This window comes from Ornithinibacillus scapharcae TW25, from assembly GCF_000190475.1.
GTDB classification, from domain to species: domain Bacteria; phylum Bacillota; class Bacilli; order Bacillales; family Amphibacillaceae; genus Ornithinibacillus; species Ornithinibacillus scapharcae.
In genome coordinates, this window is the sequence record NZ_AEWH01000024.1 from 147,541 (window position 1) to 164,654 (window position 17,114).

Consider the following 17,114-nt stretch of genomic DNA (forward strand, 5'->3'; position numbering starts at 1 on the left):
TTCAAGATCGTACTGCAGGTATTATAAAATTTTGGTGGAGGTGAAAAGATGGACTACGGATTAATGGTTATTGGAATAGCATTATTACTTATTTCCTATTTAGTGGCAATTGGAAAACAGACTTGGCTTTTAGCAGGCTTCAATGAAAAAAATATTACGAATAAGTCATTATTAGGTAAAATTGTAGGTGGAGTGTTTTTCCTACCGCTAGGATTATTAGTAGTTATCCATAGTTTTATGGACTACCAAAATGAAACAACTGTTCTTGTGATTGCTATGTTAGTGTTATTGGCAATAACATATATAATTATTAACAAAAGGGTGTATGATTAGTGTTTTTACAATACTAAGGTGTAAAATCAGACTGCCTATTTGAAATAGATAGTCACAGAATGACCTCCGTATCTCCCCGTTCATGACTACTTTAACGTATTGTTTATCCATCCTGTTGATAATCTTCTTGCGGTCAGTAATTACAAACTAAATACTTTCCTTGATAGATGTGATTGGCTATTTCTACCTTCATTATTTTTGGAATATTTATGTTATTATTTAGTAGAAGTTGATGTATGAAAGTATATAAATCGGGTTACATAAGGGAGTCATTACTAATATTTGAGGTGGATTAAATGAAGAAGTGGTTAATCATTATTGGAGTAATAATAGTAGTTGTAGTAATCACATTTGTAAACAAATACTATTATCCTGACTTGCCAATCGATACAGTGAGTAAAAAAGAAGTATTGGATACTTTATATGATTCATCAGAAGATATTGTGAAGATAGCGGAAGAACAGGATTATGATTGGTATATTACTCGAATGGAGCAAGGGAAAGCATATGAGAACTTAAAGAATCTTATTACCAAAAGTGGTTGGGAATTTCAACAACATGATGGTAGCGGCTACTTTTTTGAAAAAGATGACAAGACCCTAATTGCAACAACCCAAATGTGGACAGAAAACTATGTAATGGTAAAGATTCCTTCTGATTGGCGAAAGTAATTATTAGAATCTATAAATATCCTATTTGTTTACGTTGTAGACAAGTAAATTGGTAAGAGGTGTTGAACATGAAAATCTCGATCATTAAACCAAATGCTAAACACACAAACGATATTAGTAGAATTTGTGCGACAGGATGGAGGCAGACCGTCCAAGGTGTACATAGTGAAGCGTATCAATTAAAAAATGTAGAATACTGGTATAACCACAAACGAGTGCTGGAGGATATTGAAAAAGGTACCTATACACACGTAGCATTAGTTGATGATAAGGTTGCTGGAACAATTGGTGGAATCATGACAGCCCCAAATATAAGTGAAATTTATGTGTTTTATGTGGACGAAGTGTTTCGATACAAAGGTATAGGTACTAAACTTCTTCATGAATTTACAAACATACATATTAATTGTGGCGCAACAGAACAAGTTGTATCTGTGGAAGAAGGAAATACACTTGGAATACCTTTTTATCTATCACATGGTTTTCGACAAAGGGAGCAGGATAAACGGTATTGGAGGAAGATTGGGAACAAGTAGTATTCCCCAAAGAGGTAAGAGTTACATGCTCCCCTGAAGTATAAGTAAGATAACTTCAGGGGAGTTTTTTATATTGACATAGATTATAAACGAATAGGATACTTAATATGAAAAGTGGAACACACGATAACGGTAGAAGACATACAAACCACTGCAACGGTATGTATAGTAAAGATAATCATCATCACACCATGGTGCCAACATATTTCGTATAAGAAGAGCCACTACCTTTTTAGAGTGAATGAAACCAGAACTACAATCAACCCATCCGATATTAGTTGGAGAATTAAAGTATTGATTTGGTTATGGATGAATTCATTCAGATATTTGAGCTTGATGAATTTTTAGAGGAAAGTACAGAAAATGAGTAGGAAGGAAACTAATAAACTTGGAGGAGAAAATTACGTTATGAAACAAATTAACCGCTATATAGATTCAGTTTTTTACAGCGATGATAAGATATTAGAAGAAGTCTTGGCTTCTATCAAAGAAAATGGGATGCGTTCGATTTCCGTATCACCTTCAACCGGTAAACTACTTACAATGCTAGTATCGATTTCAGGAGCAAAAAACGTTTTAGAAATCGGTGCGCTTGGTGGATATAGTGGAATTTGCTTGTCTAGAGGTTTTGGTAGAGACGGAAAATTAACTTCATTGGAATTGGTGGATGATTATGCACAATTGGCCAATCAAAATTTATCAAAAGCAGGATTTGAAAACCAAGTATCTTATATGGTCGGGCCAGCATTACACAGTCTTGAGAAGCTGGTTAGCGAAAATAAACGATTTGACTTTTTCTTCATTGATGGAGATAAAGAAAACTATGAGAACTACTTGAATTATTGTATCCAGTTAGCGGAGAATGGAGCTATTATTATTTGTGATAATGTACTTGCAAGGGGAACTGTAGCAGATGAACAAGCTGAACCAGCGCGTCATACAGAATTTATGAAAAAATTTAATCAAACGGTTGCGAATCATGAACAATTAGAATCTATCCTGATACCTATTGGAGATGGACTGACGGTTTCAAAGGTTAGAAAGTAAATATATATGATATGTGGAGACTAACACAATGGAGTTGGTCTTTTTTTTACTACTTATAGTACGGAAGAAGTCCAATAAGGAATTATCTTATCATACGAATTGGATACTACATTCTGAAAATTATGTACTGTAATTGGGATATTATGTTAGGATAGAATTGTTAAGGTTATTTAAAATATAGTTTTTAAAAAAGAAGACAGTGTAGAGTACACTAAACTATAATTCGTCAACTTACATCATACACCCATTTGTAAGGTAATAAACAAAAAAGCTAATTCATTAAGGGATTGATTTGATAATGGGTTTAGAAATGAAGATTAACTTTCGAAATCGTTTCGTATTGCTGACCATTTTATATATGATTTTTATTTTAATAATGACTTGGTTTTATCCATATTCTTTCTTCAGTATTTATAAGCGTTATTCCTGGGAAACATATGAAGTCTACTCAAACGGTAAGTCCTATAAAGAATTACTTGATGAATTTAAAGCTATCCATGAAGCGGATTTAATGGCAGAAAAGGATAACGACTCATTACCGAATATGATTATTGATCATACCGTGGGGCTACTAGATTTTTTTCAACAGGAATGGTTATTGAATGATGACCCGACTCAGATGGATGATAAAGAGTTAAGTGATATGGAATTTAATTTGCAAATTGCAAAGCGTAACATATTAGACCTCCTCGTGCAAGTGGACTTTTCTATTGATGGGAAGTATTACTTAGTTGAAATGCTTCATCATATAGATGAGATGGAAAAGACAATTAGCGAATTAAAACAGGCAGCTTATTTTACTAGAAATGATCTGAGACGCAATTTTAATAATTTATATGGTGAAATGTTATTCTTATTAGATTTTTACAGGACTTTTTATGAGAATGTGAAGAATGGGGAATTTAATATAGAAGTTAGTTGATTGTAGGGGGGAGGTCAATGGATGGTCTAAACGTTAAAGATATTATAGATTCTTATAACCAAAAGGCGAATGAAAGAAATATTTCTCATGTGCAAGATTGGAAAAAAATTGAAAGAGATTTGTTTTTGAACTTTCTAAAAGAAAATAATTGTATTAATTTATTGGAGCTTGGGGCAGGACCAGGAAGGGATAGTTTCTTTTTTAAGGAACAAGGATTAAATACCCTCAGTACCGATATATCGCCTGAGATGGTCAAGTTATGTCGAGAAAAGGGATTAGCTGCGGAGGTTATGAGTTTTGCTAAACTAAATATACCCGATGTAAGCTATGATTCTATTTGGGCACTTAATTGCCTACTTCATGTGCCGAAAAAGGAACTAAAAAATGTCCTAAAAGAGATTAAACGAGTCTTAAAGCCTTCAGGTTTATTTTATTTTGGTGTGTATGGTGGAGAAGATTTTGAGGGGATATGGGAAGATGATCCATATGAACCGAAGCGATTTTTCTCCTTTTATGAGGACGAAGCCATCAAAAAAATACTATCAGAATTCTTCTCAATTGAATATTTTAAAGTGATACCGAGGAAAGTTGTTGGAGGAAACTATCATTTTCAATCTATTATATTAAGAAGTAAGTTGGGAGACTAGGAGGTTATTATTCATGATAGTAGGAATAATACTGTTAATTTTATTTATCCTTTATGTCGTCTATAGGCTAGAATCGATTCAAAATCAATTAAATAAAATTATACCGCATGAAGAAGATACTGAACCTGTTTCCGATGAAGAGATAGAGAAGGAATTAGAGAACTCATGGAACAAGAAAGGATGATATCATGGGTTGGATGTTTATTGTCATGATAGCTTATACACCTATTATTTATCGATTACAACGTAGAATAAGAAATTTAGAAGAGGAAGTCGAAAAATTAAAGAGGTAGATATTAGTCTAAAACGGATTCTACAAAATAATAAAGAAGGTTCAATCTATGGGAGTAATAACGGAACAATTAATCTATATTGTTTATAGCATAGAGAAGATAGAAGTGATAGAAAAGTATATCACCAAGGGGGAACATTTATGGATTTTTCAGTAGAAAGCCCAGTTAGTGTAGGATTAACTGAGCGTTTTATTGCGTATGTAATAGACTCCGTTATGATAGCGATCTTAAGTACGGTTTTGTTTTGGCCACTAAGTTCAAACATCACGTATGAAGGGTTTTATGTGGTGTTATTTGATTATCTGTTCTTTTTATTATTTTCTTTTATTTATTACCTTTTATTGCCATTGATTTGGAAAGGGCATACGGTTGGCAAGCGGATAATGGGCATTCGAATTGCAGATGTATCTGAAGAGGAATTAATCATGAATCAGATTGTAATTCGAGCAGCATTCCATGGTGCGCTTTATCTCGTAATACTTCCTTTGGTCATTTGGAGTATTTCATCAATCGTGAATAGAGAGGATAAGCGGGCATTGCATGACCTGGCTTCCGCAACGTACGTGGAATATTCTCATAAAAAATAGTCTTGTAATTCTCCAACAGTATCGTATGATAGTAATAGAGATGTATTGGAAGGGGAATGTAACGCTATATGTGGCTAACACTGTAATATTTATTCCATTAAGCAAATAGATGATATGAAGTTCTAAGGGACGAGTATCTCTATTTGAGGATATGAAACATTACGGAGTTGCATCGTATGGAGTTTTAGATAGACGAAGCAGATTCCATTTGGATCTGCTTTTTTTATCTCTTCGCTAGGTAAGTAGAATATGTTATCTAGCATACAACGAAAAACTACATCTCTACATACTCCTTCTTTGCACGGAAATAGGAGGTATTATGATGGGTCACCGAAACAGTAAAATAGCAATTGTAACAGGGGTCAGTACACCTAAAGATATCGGAACAGCAATATGCAGAAGATTAGCCTCACAAGGGATAGATATATTCTTTACGCATTGGAATTCAGATGAGAAATGGTTAGAAAGTTTTCAACAAGAACTGGAAAGTATGGGCGTTCGCTGTGCTGGAGTGGATGTTGATTTAGCGCAAAAGGATGCAGCATTTAACATATTAGATATGGTAAAAGAAAAATTAGGAAATCCAACTATATTAGTAAACAATGCAGCACATTCTACAAGGGATGGTTATCGCTTTCTAGATGCGCAGATACTCGATGATCATTATGCAGTCAATATGCGATCAACATTCCTACTAAGTGTTGAGTTTGCTCGTCGCTTTGAAAAATACAAATTTGATTCAGGAAGAATTATTAATATGACTTCTGGTCAGGATATTGGACCGATGTCAGATGAGTTAGCATATGTTGCGACAAAAGGTGCCATATCAGCCTTTACGAGGTCTTTATCACAAGAACTTGCTCCGCTTGGTATAACCGTAAACGCTGTAAACCCTGGACCAACAGATTCTACATGGATGGATGACGGAATTAGGAAACATTTATTACCAAAATTTCCTATGGGTAGAATAGGAACCCCTGATGATGCTGCTAGGCTAATTGGATTTCTTGCTAGTGATGAAGCGGCATGGATAACAGGTCAGGTTATACACTCCGAGGGTGGATTTATACGTAGCTAGGTAATGCCTCAAATAGATCGTAAAATAATGGAGGGCATAACATAGTGTTCATATGTTATGTCCCCTATTATTTAACTCCAATAATTTTTAATAATCCAATTGGCGCAAATACAATAGAATTTCATTTTCATTCCATTTTTAATCGAATATTTACGGATAAGACTATCTATTTTCTTTTGTTCTAAACTTCCCTTACCGAATCTATTGATAATCTGAAAAAAGACTTCTCCCCAAATACTTGCAGTTCCATTGGAACCTAAATGAAATCCCATCTGTTCATTTTCTGAAAGAGGTAATTGCGTGTTTTCCATAAATTCTTCCTTAAAATCTTCCTGAATGATAATGTGAGATTCTTTATGTTTTAATGCGTAAAGCAATTCCTCCGTATTAGTTGCTTTATAATAATTAACCTTTTCTTTTTTCTCCACTTCAGCCACCCCTTATTATTCTTAAAATAAGTAGAATGTTAAACTTCAATATTCAACTGCTTTTGCAGTCTTTCTTTTATACGAACACTTTTATTTAAATGTAAGAAATTATGCCTTGTAGCAGGCATTAATAGTAAACCAGCCACGTTTTTCTTATTCCAATAGTTCGCAAGCCATTCTGATTTAGGAGCTACCGCTTGCTCATCAAATAACCGTTCCATTCTTTTTGATTCAATGGCTAATTGAAAATCTCCGGTTTTTAAAGAATTAACAACAATTCGTGTTTGTTTGCCTACTTCTAGTCTATATGCTAAGAGTGCTTCCAAATCAATGGATTTACTTAAGCATGCAATTTCTTCTTCAGTCATATCATTACCTGAATGAGCAAATGGGATATTTAGTTTGGCAAGCCAATTCTCAGATTGTAGTACTTGAGGAGCATCCGCAATCAAGATGTTCATGGTCATATCTTCTATACGGCTGATATGCCATAAATGCCAAGCAATAGAGTTTTTCGTATCCGGATTGGAAACGGGATACTGTCGAAAAGTTGTCTCATCTAAGTTTTTTAATAAATGTTCTACAAGGGTGACTTGTTCCGAATGTCCGACTTGGTTATTGTGTAATAAAGCATGCTGGCTTAAGAAGATGGTGACTGCCTCTGAGTGTGTTTCGGGTCTTACTAAAGCTTTCCTTAAAAGTTTATGATTATCATTCCAAATTTTGCGTTGTAATTTACCCATTATTTCGCACTCCTATTAAATAATAATCTTATGGAGAACTGATTCTAGTTGGTGTTTAAAAGTGGTAATCTCTTATTAGGAACCCTTGCTTCTTGGCATAGTCATTAATGAGCCGTAGTAGTTTATTTTTCTGGATGGAAAAAGACTGGTGTATCTCCTTTTTGCCATCTATGGTGTATTCACAATAAATAATGAAATTATTAAGATTGAATTTGTGAATAATATATAGATTTCCTTCATATTCTCCACATCTTATATTCCCTGAATAGATAAAACGAATAATTCCATCATAATATTCCTGATCCGATATTTCACTATTTAGAAAATCTTGCATGGTTTTATGCATTTTAATCCTCCTCATGTTTCGTAACTGGGTGAGTATATTCTGTTGGTGTCCATATCAATGATATACATTACTTTAGTATCCACATTGAATGGTAATGGCCTAAAACCGTGGAGCTTGCAAAACACAATAGGAAGCTCTTGCATATCTTCGGTAATACTGGTTGCTTGTAGATACATTTCTGCTAATTGTTGTTTGGTGCACATTTTTCCTATAAGAAGGGCTTGGTGGTAATAACCATCTAATTCTATAATCAAAATTCAATCACGACCGGTGCTAATCAGTCATTCAGCTTATTTTTTTAGTCAGTTTGTTATACAGTTTCACTTCTATATATTAAGTATAGCAAATTCATTTGGTTAAGCTTGCTTTTTTGTATATAAATTATCAATTTATTCTGTTAGTATGTGTCTAGGTATAGTATTTCCAATAAAAGGTTATGGGGAGAACGATATGAAGATAGTCTTTTTCTTTGGATTAATGGTAATGGCTTTTTTCATTTCCATATATTTAGCTCGTTTCTTGGTTAGAAAAACGTATAAAATTCAAATTGCCCTTATTATCATTTTAATCGTAAATATAATTATCTTAGGTTTAGGAAGTTTATGGTGGCTTGTCACAGAAACAGATGGGATAAGTCAGGGGATTGGAATAATCATGTATGGTTTTGCATTTGTAGTAATTAATCTAATAAGCCTATTTTTTCTCTCTGTCTGGAATGGGAAAATTAATGAATGAATGGAGGTTTTAGTTTGTATCTATTTGTATCGATACTAATTTGTTCCGTGCTTGCTATAATATTGTTCTTATTAGGGCCAGTGGTTGGAGGAATCATTGGTTTTGGAATTGTACTAGGGGTACTGTTTAGAGTTCTTTATTTACTAAACGATATACATAAAAGAATCTCCAATCTTCTTCCAAAGCGCGATAAAGTGGAAGAAGCCTTCCGAGCGTATTTGGAGAAAACGAACTAAGAAGGGAGAAGGTCTCTTTGTTAACTATCATAAGGATAATCCTGGCACTAACAGTTATCATCCTTGCTACTTATGGGCTAATTACACAGGATTTCAAGTATCAGTCGCTGATGATGTTTGTCTTAAGTATGATGATGTTAGTGATAGCGATATCTGAATTCAAAAAAAGTCGCACAGGATATGGCTGGGTTAGTTTAATCGCATTTGTATTCTTGCTGCTAGTTTCATTGCAAGGTTTGTTTTAAGCTTTCATAAAAATATCTAAAAATAAATCTTTCGAACTATTAGAATGTAATATTTTGTAAGATAAATAGATCAATATACCCCTAGAAATGAAGATGGATTTAGTGACGAAAAGTTACTACTGTATATCTAAATTAAGACTATTGTACTATAAATTAACAAGCAAAAATTTTAACCCAATTGACAGTTTTGTGAAAAGCTTTAAAATGACATAGGAGTACATAAATAAAAGGGGATATTTATATGAAAAAATTAGCATTACTTGCTGGGTTAGTACTAATGATGGTTCTTGCGGCATGTTCACCAGAAGCAGACGAGGTATTGGATTTTCACAATGGAGTAGTAGATAATGTTAAACCTAAAATAGAAGAAATTCCAGAGATTTATAATAATGTTTTTGCTGCTGCGACAGAAGAAGAAGCAATCGAAGTATTTGATAATGAGTTAATGCCACTTATGAAAGAAATTGAAGATTACTTTAACAAGCAAGAATTAGAACATGATGTTGCAAAAGAATATCATGGTTTATATGTTGATTTGGTTAAGTCGATGAGCGATGTTCTTGCAAAGGAAAAAGAGTATCTTACTGCTTTAACTGATCCGAATTCTTCAGAAGATGATGTATTAGCTCTTGAGGAAGAGTTAAATGAGTTAAATAAAGTAGCGGAAGATAAAGATAAAGCTGTAACCGATCATTGGGAATCTTTACAAGAAGAATATGACTTTGTAGACGAAGAAGAAGAGTAATATTATCAAAAAAGGGACTATTGGTTTTGTTTATCAAAACTGATAGTCTTTTTTTAGTAAGTAGTGTTTATAAACTAACTCGTTCACCAAAACAAAAGAAAATGATATTCCTATAATATAAGATTATTTAGAAAAAAAGCTATCTTGATATTTTTCAGAAAATATAGGAAAATAATGGTGTGGGAACATAAATGGTATGTAGTCCCTAATTTGTCTTAGGAGGGATAGGTATGCTCGTCAAAAATGATTATGTTAATAAGAAGGATGTTGTGTTTGTAAGAGAAAATGATAGTTTAGAAGCGGTAATGAAGACATTAGATGATTCTGGATATCGTTGTATTCCAGTCCTAGATGAAGCGGAAGAAAAGTATGTCGGCAATATTTATAAGGTTGATTTACTAGAGTATGAGCTTGATCACTCTTTAGTTGGTGAATTATCCAAGCTAATAACAGATCGAGAAGGATATATAAAGGAAGATGCCCCTTTCTTCAAAGTGTTCTCATCCATTAAGCAATTACCTTACTTAGCTGTTGTAAATGATGACTTAGAATTTTTAGGGATACTAACCAACGGTAATGTTATTCAAGTATTAGAAAATGCTTGGGGGGTACATAATGGTAGCTATTCCTTCACTATTGGTACAATTGAATATGCAGGTGCATTACAGAAAATGCTTAAAGTAGTAAATAAGCATTGTAACGTTCAAAGTGTTATTTCCTTAAATAATAACTCTCATTATGTTCGTAGGGTTTGTATCGTGCTACCAAAGGAAGTGGATGAATCACTAGCAAAAAAGATAAGTGCTGATTTAGAAAAGAATAACTTTACCGTTACGGATATTGAGAAGTTAAATTAATTTGCAGAATAGCTACTGGATCAAGTCTGATTCAGTAGCCTTTTGTTTTTACAAGTGACTTTTATGTCCGAACGATAGCCTTTCTCGCCAGTCGGTCAGCATTACCGTTTTCTTTTTCAGGTATCCATTTAATAAAGAAATATGGAAATTGATTTGCTTTTTCTTGTATACGTTCAACAAGTGGGAGAAAGGTTTTATTTTTCGTGAAATTATTATCAACCGCGTGTACCACTGCCTGTGAGTCAGAGCGGAAGGATAATATTTCGTTTGGAAAATCCTTTTCACAAATGTCAAGTGCTGCAATTACCGCATGAAACTCAGCTTCATGATTGGTCATTTCTCCCAATGGAATACTGTATTCAAAACGATTCCCACTTGCCTTAATATATACACCAGCACCACTGACACCTGGATTGCCACTTGATGCCCCGTCCGTATATACTTCAATCAAATATCCCCACTCCTCCCCTTATCGGTATTGTATTTTCAATATAGTAGAAGCTAGTAAGAAATGCAATATCTAAACAACTGCAATTATGTAACATGGTATAGGGGTGTACGTAAGTATGGAAGCATTAGACTGACTCGAAAATTCATTTAACATAAGATTGGGAAAACAAAATGGATTAAATAGCCGATATAAGGGTATAGAGAAAAAGAGGAAACTGCATAGGATAATAAGGAAAGGGGTTTAGGGGAAATCATGAATTCAGCGTCTACAATTGCTAAATTAAAGCCATTGCTTAAAGATATATTTAATCATTTACATGCTAACCCAGAAGTAGGATGGAAGGAATATAAAACGACTGAGTATATAAAAGGATTGCTAGAGGATAAACCATGTAAAGTGAGAACATTTCATGATTGTACTGGATTAGTAGCGGAAATTGGGAATGGAAAGCCGGTCATTGCCATTAGGGCAGATATTGATGGATTATGGCAGGAGGTAAATGGCGAATTTCAGGCAAATCATTCTTGTGGTCATGATGCACATATGACGATTGTTCTTGGCATTCTATTTACATTGATAGAGGACGGATTCCCTAACCAAGGGACATTTCGCTTCATTTTTCAACCTGCTGAAGAAAAAGGAAATGGTGCTATTTCCTTAGTTGAAAAAGGTGTCGTGGATGATGTGGATTACCTATATGGCATGCATTTGAGACCTATTCAAGAATTAGAATATGGCCAGTTCGCTCCTGCTATTCGTCATGGGGCATCATGGTCATTACAAGGTGTTATTACAGGGGAGGATGCCCACGGTGCTAGGCCACATCTAAATGCCAATGCAATACAAGTCGGTAGCGAATTTTTTCAACATCTATCTAATATCTATCTGGATCCGATGATTCCGCATTCGGTCAAGATGACTAGCTTCCATGCAGGGGGAGAGAGTACCAACATTATTCCAGGGAATGCAACGTTTTCAGTGGATATGCGTGCTCAAACAAATGAAGCAATGGAAGCCTTGTTTGAAAAGGTAAAGCGAATTGCGACTATGTTGTCGGATTATCACGAAGTTAACATTAAGCTGACGGTGGAGACATGTATTGCAGCTGCAGTAATCAATAAAGAAGCAAGTTCCTTGATGGAGAGTGCTATTATCGATACAGTAGGAAAAGGACAACTTGTTCCAATGATCACCACAACTGGTGGTGATGATTTTCATTTCTACTCGATTAAAAGACCTACCATTAAAGCAACGATGCTCGCTATCGGTTGTGACCTAGAGCCTGGATTACATCATCCATCGATGACGTTCAATTATGATGCAATTGAACCAAGTGTCGAGATTTTGGTAAATGCGTTATGGAGAACAGTGGATAAATACTTTAAAGAGTAGGCAGGAACTAGTGTGTTAGACTTATAGAAAAGTTTTTCTAGTGGTGCAACCTGAATATATCTGAGGAAGAAGTGTATAACATGGCAATACCATTGACGAAGTTTATTTTGCATCGATTAAGAATGCGGATGATTGACCCTTTTGCAACTAGCTTTGGTACGATGCAGGACAAAGAATTCTTTGTTATCGAGGCTGTGGATGAAGACGGTTTTAGGGGATATGGTGAGAGTGTTGCTTTCTCCATCCCTTGGTATACAGAGGAAACAGTAAAGACTACTAAGCATATCATAGAGGACTTTTTAATTCCTTTAATAAGAGAGCAAAAGATTGAGCACCCGGATGAAGTTTTTTTAGCTTTTGAACGATTAAGAGGAAATAATATGGCAAAGGCTGCTATCGAAGGGGCTATGTGGGATCTCTATGCAAAACGACAAGGGATACCATTAGCAAAGGCACTGGGGGGAGAGAAGGAAACAATCGATGTCGGTATAAGTATCGGATTACAACCTACAGTGAGTGACTTGTTGAAGAAAATAGAAGGGTTTCTTGATGAAGGTTACAAGCGGATAAAACTAAAAATTAAACCTGGTCATGATGTGGGATTGCTACGTGAGGTAAGGAAGGCTTTTCCAGATACACCGATTATGGCTGATGCGAATTCTGCCTATACATTGGAGGATATAAGCTTATTCAAACAATTAGACGAATTGGATTTAATTATGATTGAACAACCACTACAGCACAACGATATTATTGACCATGCAAAGCTTCAAAGGGAAATTAATACACCAATTTGTTTGGATGAAAGTATATACTCCCTTTATGATGTACAAAAAGCTATTGAGCTAGGCAGTTGTAAGGTTATGAACGTCAAAGTTGGTCGGGTCGGTGGCTTATCTGAATCTGTAAGGATACATGATTATTGTAAGGAGCATGGAATTCCTGTTTGGTGCGGTGGTATGCTGGAAGCTGGTGTAGGACGAGCCCATAATATTGCCATTAGTTCGTTATCGAACTTTGTCTTACCAGGGGACACAGCAGGATCTTCTCGTTATTGGGAAAAAGATATCATCAAACCGGAAGTCACAGTAGAGAATGGAGTAATCCATGTACCTTCTGCTCCAGGTATTGGTTATGAGATAGATGAATCTGCTCTGGAAGAGTTCCGTATCGAAAAAATAATCATTCCTATATAGGAAAGAGGAGAGTCTTCCGTTGTAAGATGAAGGACTCTCCTTTTCCAATATAAAGGGAGGGTAAACTAGATCATACCAAGCATGTTAAGCCAGGATTATTCCATTGAAGCATTACTTCTTCTCTTCAAAATAATCCACTAGACCATCCGTAATTGCTTTAGCGACATCTTCTCGGTAGGCATCTGTTTTCATTTTTTCAAGATCACCGGGATTAGTCATAAAGCCTAATTCTAATAGAATTGCAGGCTTTCGATTATTGTGTAATACATAATAACCTTCTTGTCGAATTCCTCGATCATTCATATTGAGATGATCGGTTAGAGCACTATGAACTTTTTCTGCCAGCTTAGCACTTGATTGTTGATGGTAGAAATAGGTATTGATTCCATTTACTCCAGGGTCACTAAAATAATCGTAGTGAAGGCTGATAAATACATCGGTGTCATTTGAATTACTTTGGTTTACTCGATCTTGTAACGATTGAAATGAATCATCTTCTCTAGTGAAGAGCACGTTCGCACCTTCTTGCTCTAGATATTGCTTGATTACTTTAGCAGTCGCTAGTGTAATGTCTTTTTCTAGTAATCCGTTACTTACTGCACCTGGGTCCATTCCACCATGCCCTGCATCGATCATAATGTTATATCCATCTAATTGGTATTTTGTTACTTGAATGGTATCCTCGGAAATTTGAACTTCTTTTGGCTCGATATAACCAACTGGTATTTCCATCCTTCCAGTGATAGCATGTTCTGGTTTGAATCTTTCTAGTAGGAAATCCTCTTGACTGTCTATTTGATTATAGTCTGCTTCCACTTCTTTATCAGGTGTTTCTATTTCCTCAACTTCTTTATTACCGCTATCCTCACTAGGTTGCTCTTGAGCTTCACTTGTCTTATCCGTATTTTTTTCCACTTCTATTTCTTTGTTCGTATTCTCTACTTGTCTTTCTTCTAAAATCTTTAAATCTTTTGCATAAACCCATACAGGTTGTCCATCATAGAATGTTTTGACCCAACCTTCTTGTTCGGCAAAAGTTCTAAGTCTATCCCCGACGTTTAATTCACCAACGATATCTGCATTTTCAGAAGGAGATACATACATGGTAACATCATCGGTTACTACTTCTAATAGTTTCTCATGGTCTTGTGTTAACTCCTCTGCATGTATGGTTAAAGTAGGCATTAGGGATATTAGGAATATCAAAATTCCGAAAGCGAAAATTAAGTTTGCCTTTCTCATATTCTATCAATCCTTTCTCGTAGATTATGAATCTATCAAAAAGGATGGACAAAAAATAATAGATTTAAACAGGAAAAATAAAAAATCTATATCATTACTAATTATAATGAAATTTATGTTGAAACAACGGATATTGGAAATCTCTTAAGTAATTAGGGATTGCCAAAAATCTAATTAGGATTAGATACATATTATGTATTTAACTTTATTAAAAAACGATTTACCTAGTGATATTGACAATTTCTTGAATTGTCTTTAAGATGAATCTAAGTTTTTATAGTAAACTAAGTTTAGAATAATGAATATTTTTGGAGGTAGCGTTTGTGGATAAGAAGAAATACTGGGTACCCGCAATAGAAAGAGCAAATTTGATCATAGAACAAATTGCGAAACATCCAAATGAATTGAGATTAATCGATTTATCTAATCGATTAGAAATAAATAAGAGCTCTATGTTTTCGCTATTACATACACTTGAAACTCTAGGATGGGTAACAAAGGAAAAAAGTGAAACGTATACGCTAGGTTCGGTCCTAGGTTTTATTGGCTCAACCTATTTGAATCAATTTAATATCCTAGAAGTCTTCTCTCGTGAAGCTAAGGAAGCCATTACAAGAGTGGATGAGCATGTCCAACTTGGCAAACTAATAGGAAGTGATGTTTTTTATATTGCAAGAGAAGAAGGAAGTTCGCCGGTGAGACTGGTAACAGATCCTGGAACACGTTACCCAGCTTATGCATCTGCAATTGGAAAAATTCAATTATCAAAGTTTAATTACGAGGAATTAAAAGCGTTATATTCAAATGAGCAGTTTCAAAAGAAAACCTTATATACAGTTGATAGCCTGGATGCGCTATGGGAGCAACTGAAAATAGCGAAAGAGCAAGGATTTGTAATAGAGGAACAAGAGGGGGCAGAGGGCTTTTATTGTGTTGCTGCTCCAATCTATGATCATAGTAATCGGATTGTATATGGTGTTAGCTTTACGATGACCGAAAATAGTTGGATGAAAAAGAAAGAAGTGGCGAAAAAAGAAATTATCAATTTAGCAAATAAACTTTCGGTAATTGGTGGATTTGTAGGCAGTTAAATTGATTGTCTGTGAAGCCCTATTATTGATGCTAGTTGGGTACATTCATATTTGATGAATATAAGTGATGAAATTATAAAGAGGAACAATTCAATGAATGCGACATTATAATGAGTCGCATTTTTTTTATTGGTGCCATTAATTTATATATCCTAGTAGAGAGGATAGTAAAAGAATGATATTTTTACATCTTTATAGAATTCATAAAATTATTTGACAATGACAAATAGATTAATTATAATCAGTTTAGTTATAAAAACTTGGTTTTATATAAAAAACCATATATAGCTACAAGCTATATATTTTTATAACTATCTGAAAGCGTTAACAAACTTATATGTTTTCTAAACAATAAATATTGAGTCATAGAAAGGAGTTATAAAGAAATGAGATTACTAACATTTCAGCATTATGGACAAGAAAAGGTAGGTATTCAAGAAAAAGAAAGCGTTTACGATTTGGTGGGTTTAGTATCTCTCTATAATAATGTTAACGGGGAGAATTACATGATAGAAAATGACTTAGATCATATCATAACCCATAATGTAGAAACAATGGAGATTATAGAAAAGGTGTGGAAATGGGCTCAATTACATACAGAAGAAACTATAGAAATTACCTATAAACTAGATGAGGTTAAGGTTCTCGCACCATTACGCCGTCCGGGCAAATTAGTATGTGTTGGAAATAATTATATGGACCATTGTATCGAACAAAATGTAACACCACCGAAAAAGCCAATGATCTTTTCTAAATGGGCTTCATGTATCGTAGGACCAGGTGAGGCTATAGAATTGCCTGAGGATTCTGAGCAAGTTGATTATGAAGCAGAACTTGCTGTTGTTATCGGTAAGAAAGGTAAGGATATTTCGGAGGAAGAAGCTTTTGATTATGTTTTCGGATATACCATCATAAACGACGTAAGTGCTAGAGATGTACAGTTTGAGGATGTACAGTGGGTACGTGGTAAGTCCTATGACACATTTGCACCAATTGGACCTTCAATCGTTACAAAAGACGAAATTGAAGATCCGCATAAACTTGATATTAGTTTAGAGCTTAATGGTGAAAGGCTACAGGATTCCAATACGAAGCATTTAATCTTTAATATTCCGTATATCATCTCTTATTTATCAAAAGGTTTTACGTTTGAGCCAGGTGATATTATCGCAACTGGCACACCACATGGAGTAGGAGTTTTCCGTGATCCACAGGTGTTTTTGAAGAAAGGTGACACTTGTAAAGTTGAAATTGAAAACATTGGGGTTTTAGAGAATACAGTTCGTTAATAAC

Annotated in this window: 23 protein-coding genes; 18 read left to right on the forward strand and 5 right to left on the reverse strand. The window is 34.7% G+C overall.

Features of this window, described 5'->3' with window-relative positions; all coding sequences use genetic code 11:
• Nucleotides 1-48: 48 nt before the first annotated feature.
• The 9 genes from G5W_RS0106915 (at nt 49) to G5W_RS0106965 (ending at nt 6,114) form a co-directional block, all read left to right on the forward strand.
• Nucleotides 49-333 (forward strand): DUF3784 domain-containing protein, encoded by a 285-nt coding sequence (locus tag G5W_RS0106915; protein WP_010095325.1) that lies wholly within the window; start codon nt 49-51, stop codon nt 331-333.
• A gap of 296 nt (nt 334-629) precedes the next feature.
• Complete coding sequence (locus G5W_RS0106920; protein WP_010095327.1) at nt 630-1,004, forward strand: hypothetical protein; 375 nt, start codon at nt 630-632, stop codon at nt 1,002-1,004.
• A 68-nt stretch (nt 1,005-1,072) separates the two neighbouring features.
• Nucleotides 1,073-1,540: a GNAT family N-acetyltransferase gene (locus G5W_RS0106925; protein ID WP_010095328.1), complete on the forward strand. Its 468-nt coding sequence runs from the start codon at nt 1,073-1,075 to the stop codon at nt 1,538-1,540.
• A gap of 408 nt (nt 1,541-1,948) precedes the next feature.
• Entirely contained in the window at nt 1,949-2,587 is a 639-nt protein-coding gene (locus tag G5W_RS0106930; RefSeq protein ID WP_029191045.1) for an O-methyltransferase, read from the forward strand.
• Between the two features lie 310 nt (nt 2,588-2,897).
• A complete protein-coding gene (locus G5W_RS0106935; RefSeq protein ID WP_138918983.1) occupies nt 2,898-3,509 on the forward strand; it encodes a hypothetical protein in 612 nt (203 codons plus the stop codon).
• A gap of 17 nt (nt 3,510-3,526) precedes the next feature.
• Complete coding sequence (locus tag G5W_RS0106940; RefSeq protein ID WP_010095332.1) at nt 3,527-4,156, forward strand: class I SAM-dependent methyltransferase; 630 nt, start codon at nt 3,527-3,529, stop codon at nt 4,154-4,156.
• 13 nt (nt 4,157-4,169) lie between these two features.
• Entirely contained in the window at nt 4,170-4,340 is a 171-nt protein-coding gene (locus G5W_RS23735; RefSeq protein ID WP_010095334.1) for a hypothetical protein, read from the forward strand.
• 249 nt (nt 4,341-4,589) lie between these two features.
• Complete coding sequence (locus G5W_RS0106960) at nt 4,590-5,036, forward strand: RDD family protein (protein WP_010095338.1); 447 nt, start codon at nt 4,590-4,592, stop codon at nt 5,034-5,036.
• A 322-nt stretch (nt 5,037-5,358) separates the two neighbouring features.
• A complete protein-coding gene (locus G5W_RS0106965; RefSeq protein WP_010095340.1) occupies nt 5,359-6,114 on the forward strand; it encodes an SDR family oxidoreductase in 756 nt (251 codons plus the stop codon).
• A gap of 71 nt (nt 6,115-6,185) precedes the next feature.
• Here G5W_RS0106965 and G5W_RS0106970 read toward each other — a convergent pair whose 3' ends face one another.
• From G5W_RS0106970 to G5W_RS0106980, 3 genes are read right to left on the reverse strand one after another with little or no spacing between them, the layout of a single operon-like run.
• Complete coding sequence (locus tag G5W_RS0106970) at nt 6,186-6,542, reverse strand: hypothetical protein (RefSeq protein WP_010095341.1); 357 nt, start codon at nt 6,540-6,542, stop codon at nt 6,186-6,188.
• A gap of 38 nt (nt 6,543-6,580) precedes the next feature.
• Nucleotides 6,581-7,285: a DinB family protein gene (locus tag G5W_RS0106975; protein ID WP_010095342.1), complete on the reverse strand. Its 705-nt coding sequence runs from the start codon at nt 7,283-7,285 to the stop codon at nt 6,581-6,583.
• 55 nt (nt 7,286-7,340) lie between these two features.
• Entirely contained in the window at nt 7,341-7,631 is a 291-nt protein-coding gene (locus G5W_RS0106980; RefSeq protein WP_010095343.1) for a hypothetical protein, read from the reverse strand.
• Between the two features lie 450 nt (nt 7,632-8,081).
• Here G5W_RS0106980 and G5W_RS0106985 point away from each other — a divergent pair, with 450 nt between their 5' ends.
• The 5 genes from G5W_RS0106985 (at nt 8,082) to cbpA (ending at nt 10,449) form a co-directional block, all read left to right on the forward strand.
• Nucleotides 8,082-8,366, forward strand: coding sequence for a hypothetical protein (locus G5W_RS0106985; RefSeq protein ID WP_010095347.1), 285 nt, complete (start codon nt 8,082-8,084; stop codon nt 8,364-8,366).
• 14 nt (nt 8,367-8,380) lie between these two features.
• On the forward strand, nt 8,381-8,602 hold the full coding sequence (locus G5W_RS0106990) for a hypothetical protein (protein ID WP_138918984.1): 222 nt from the start codon (nt 8,381-8,383) through the stop codon (nt 8,600-8,602).
• 17 nt (nt 8,603-8,619) lie between these two features.
• The gene (locus tag G5W_RS0106995) at nt 8,620-8,847 is read left to right on the forward strand and encodes a DUF3953 domain-containing protein (protein ID WP_010095349.1); all 228 of its coding nucleotides are present in this window, start codon (nt 8,620-8,622) and stop codon (nt 8,845-8,847) included.
• A gap of 241 nt (nt 8,848-9,088) precedes the next feature.
• On the forward strand, nt 9,089-9,592 hold the full coding sequence (locus G5W_RS0107000) for a B12-binding domain-containing protein (protein WP_010095350.1): 504 nt from the start codon (nt 9,089-9,091) through the stop codon (nt 9,590-9,592).
• Between the two features lie 230 nt (nt 9,593-9,822).
• Entirely contained in the window at nt 9,823-10,449 is a 627-nt protein-coding gene (gene cbpA, locus G5W_RS0107005; protein WP_010095351.1) for a cyclic di-AMP binding protein CbpA, read from the forward strand.
• Between the two features lie 61 nt (nt 10,450-10,510).
• Here cbpA and G5W_RS0107010 read toward each other — a convergent pair whose 3' ends face one another.
• Nucleotides 10,511-10,900, reverse strand: a complete 390-nt coding sequence (locus G5W_RS0107010; RefSeq protein ID WP_010095354.1) for an RNase H family protein — start codon at nt 10,898-10,900, stop codon at nt 10,511-10,513.
• A 252-nt stretch (nt 10,901-11,152) separates the two neighbouring features.
• Here G5W_RS0107010 and G5W_RS0107015 point away from each other — a divergent pair, with 252 nt between their 5' ends.
• Together G5W_RS0107015 and menC are read left to right on the forward strand one after the other, a co-directional pair.
• Entirely contained in the window at nt 11,153-12,292 is a 1,140-nt protein-coding gene (locus G5W_RS0107015; protein WP_010095355.1) for a M20 peptidase aminoacylase family protein, read from the forward strand.
• A gap of 80 nt (nt 12,293-12,372) precedes the next feature.
• Nucleotides 12,373-13,488 (forward strand): o-succinylbenzoate synthase, encoded by a 1,116-nt coding sequence (gene menC, locus G5W_RS0107020; RefSeq protein WP_010095356.1) that lies wholly within the window; start codon nt 12,373-12,375, stop codon nt 13,486-13,488.
• A 111-nt stretch (nt 13,489-13,599) separates the two neighbouring features.
• On the opposite strand, the gene G5W_RS22725 is transcribed toward menC, so the two are convergent.
• The gene (locus tag G5W_RS22725) at nt 13,600-14,730 is read right to left on the reverse strand and encodes an N-acetylmuramoyl-L-alanine amidase (RefSeq protein WP_010095358.1); all 1,131 of its coding nucleotides are present in this window, start codon (nt 14,728-14,730) and stop codon (nt 13,600-13,602) included.
• Between the two features lie 323 nt (nt 14,731-15,053).
• Between G5W_RS22725 and G5W_RS0107030 the strand changes: the two genes are divergently transcribed.
• On the forward strand, nt 15,054-15,821 hold the full coding sequence (locus tag G5W_RS0107030; RefSeq protein WP_010095359.1) for an IclR family transcriptional regulator: 768 nt from the start codon (nt 15,054-15,056) through the stop codon (nt 15,819-15,821).
• Between the two features lie 386 nt (nt 15,822-16,207).
• Nucleotides 16,208-17,110 carry a fumarylacetoacetate hydrolase family protein gene (locus tag G5W_RS0107035; RefSeq protein WP_010095361.1) on the forward strand — a complete coding sequence of 301 codons (903 nt, stop codon included), beginning with the start codon at nt 16,208-16,210 and terminating at the stop codon, nt 17,108-17,110.
• Nucleotides 17,111-17,114: the final 4 nt, after the last annotated feature.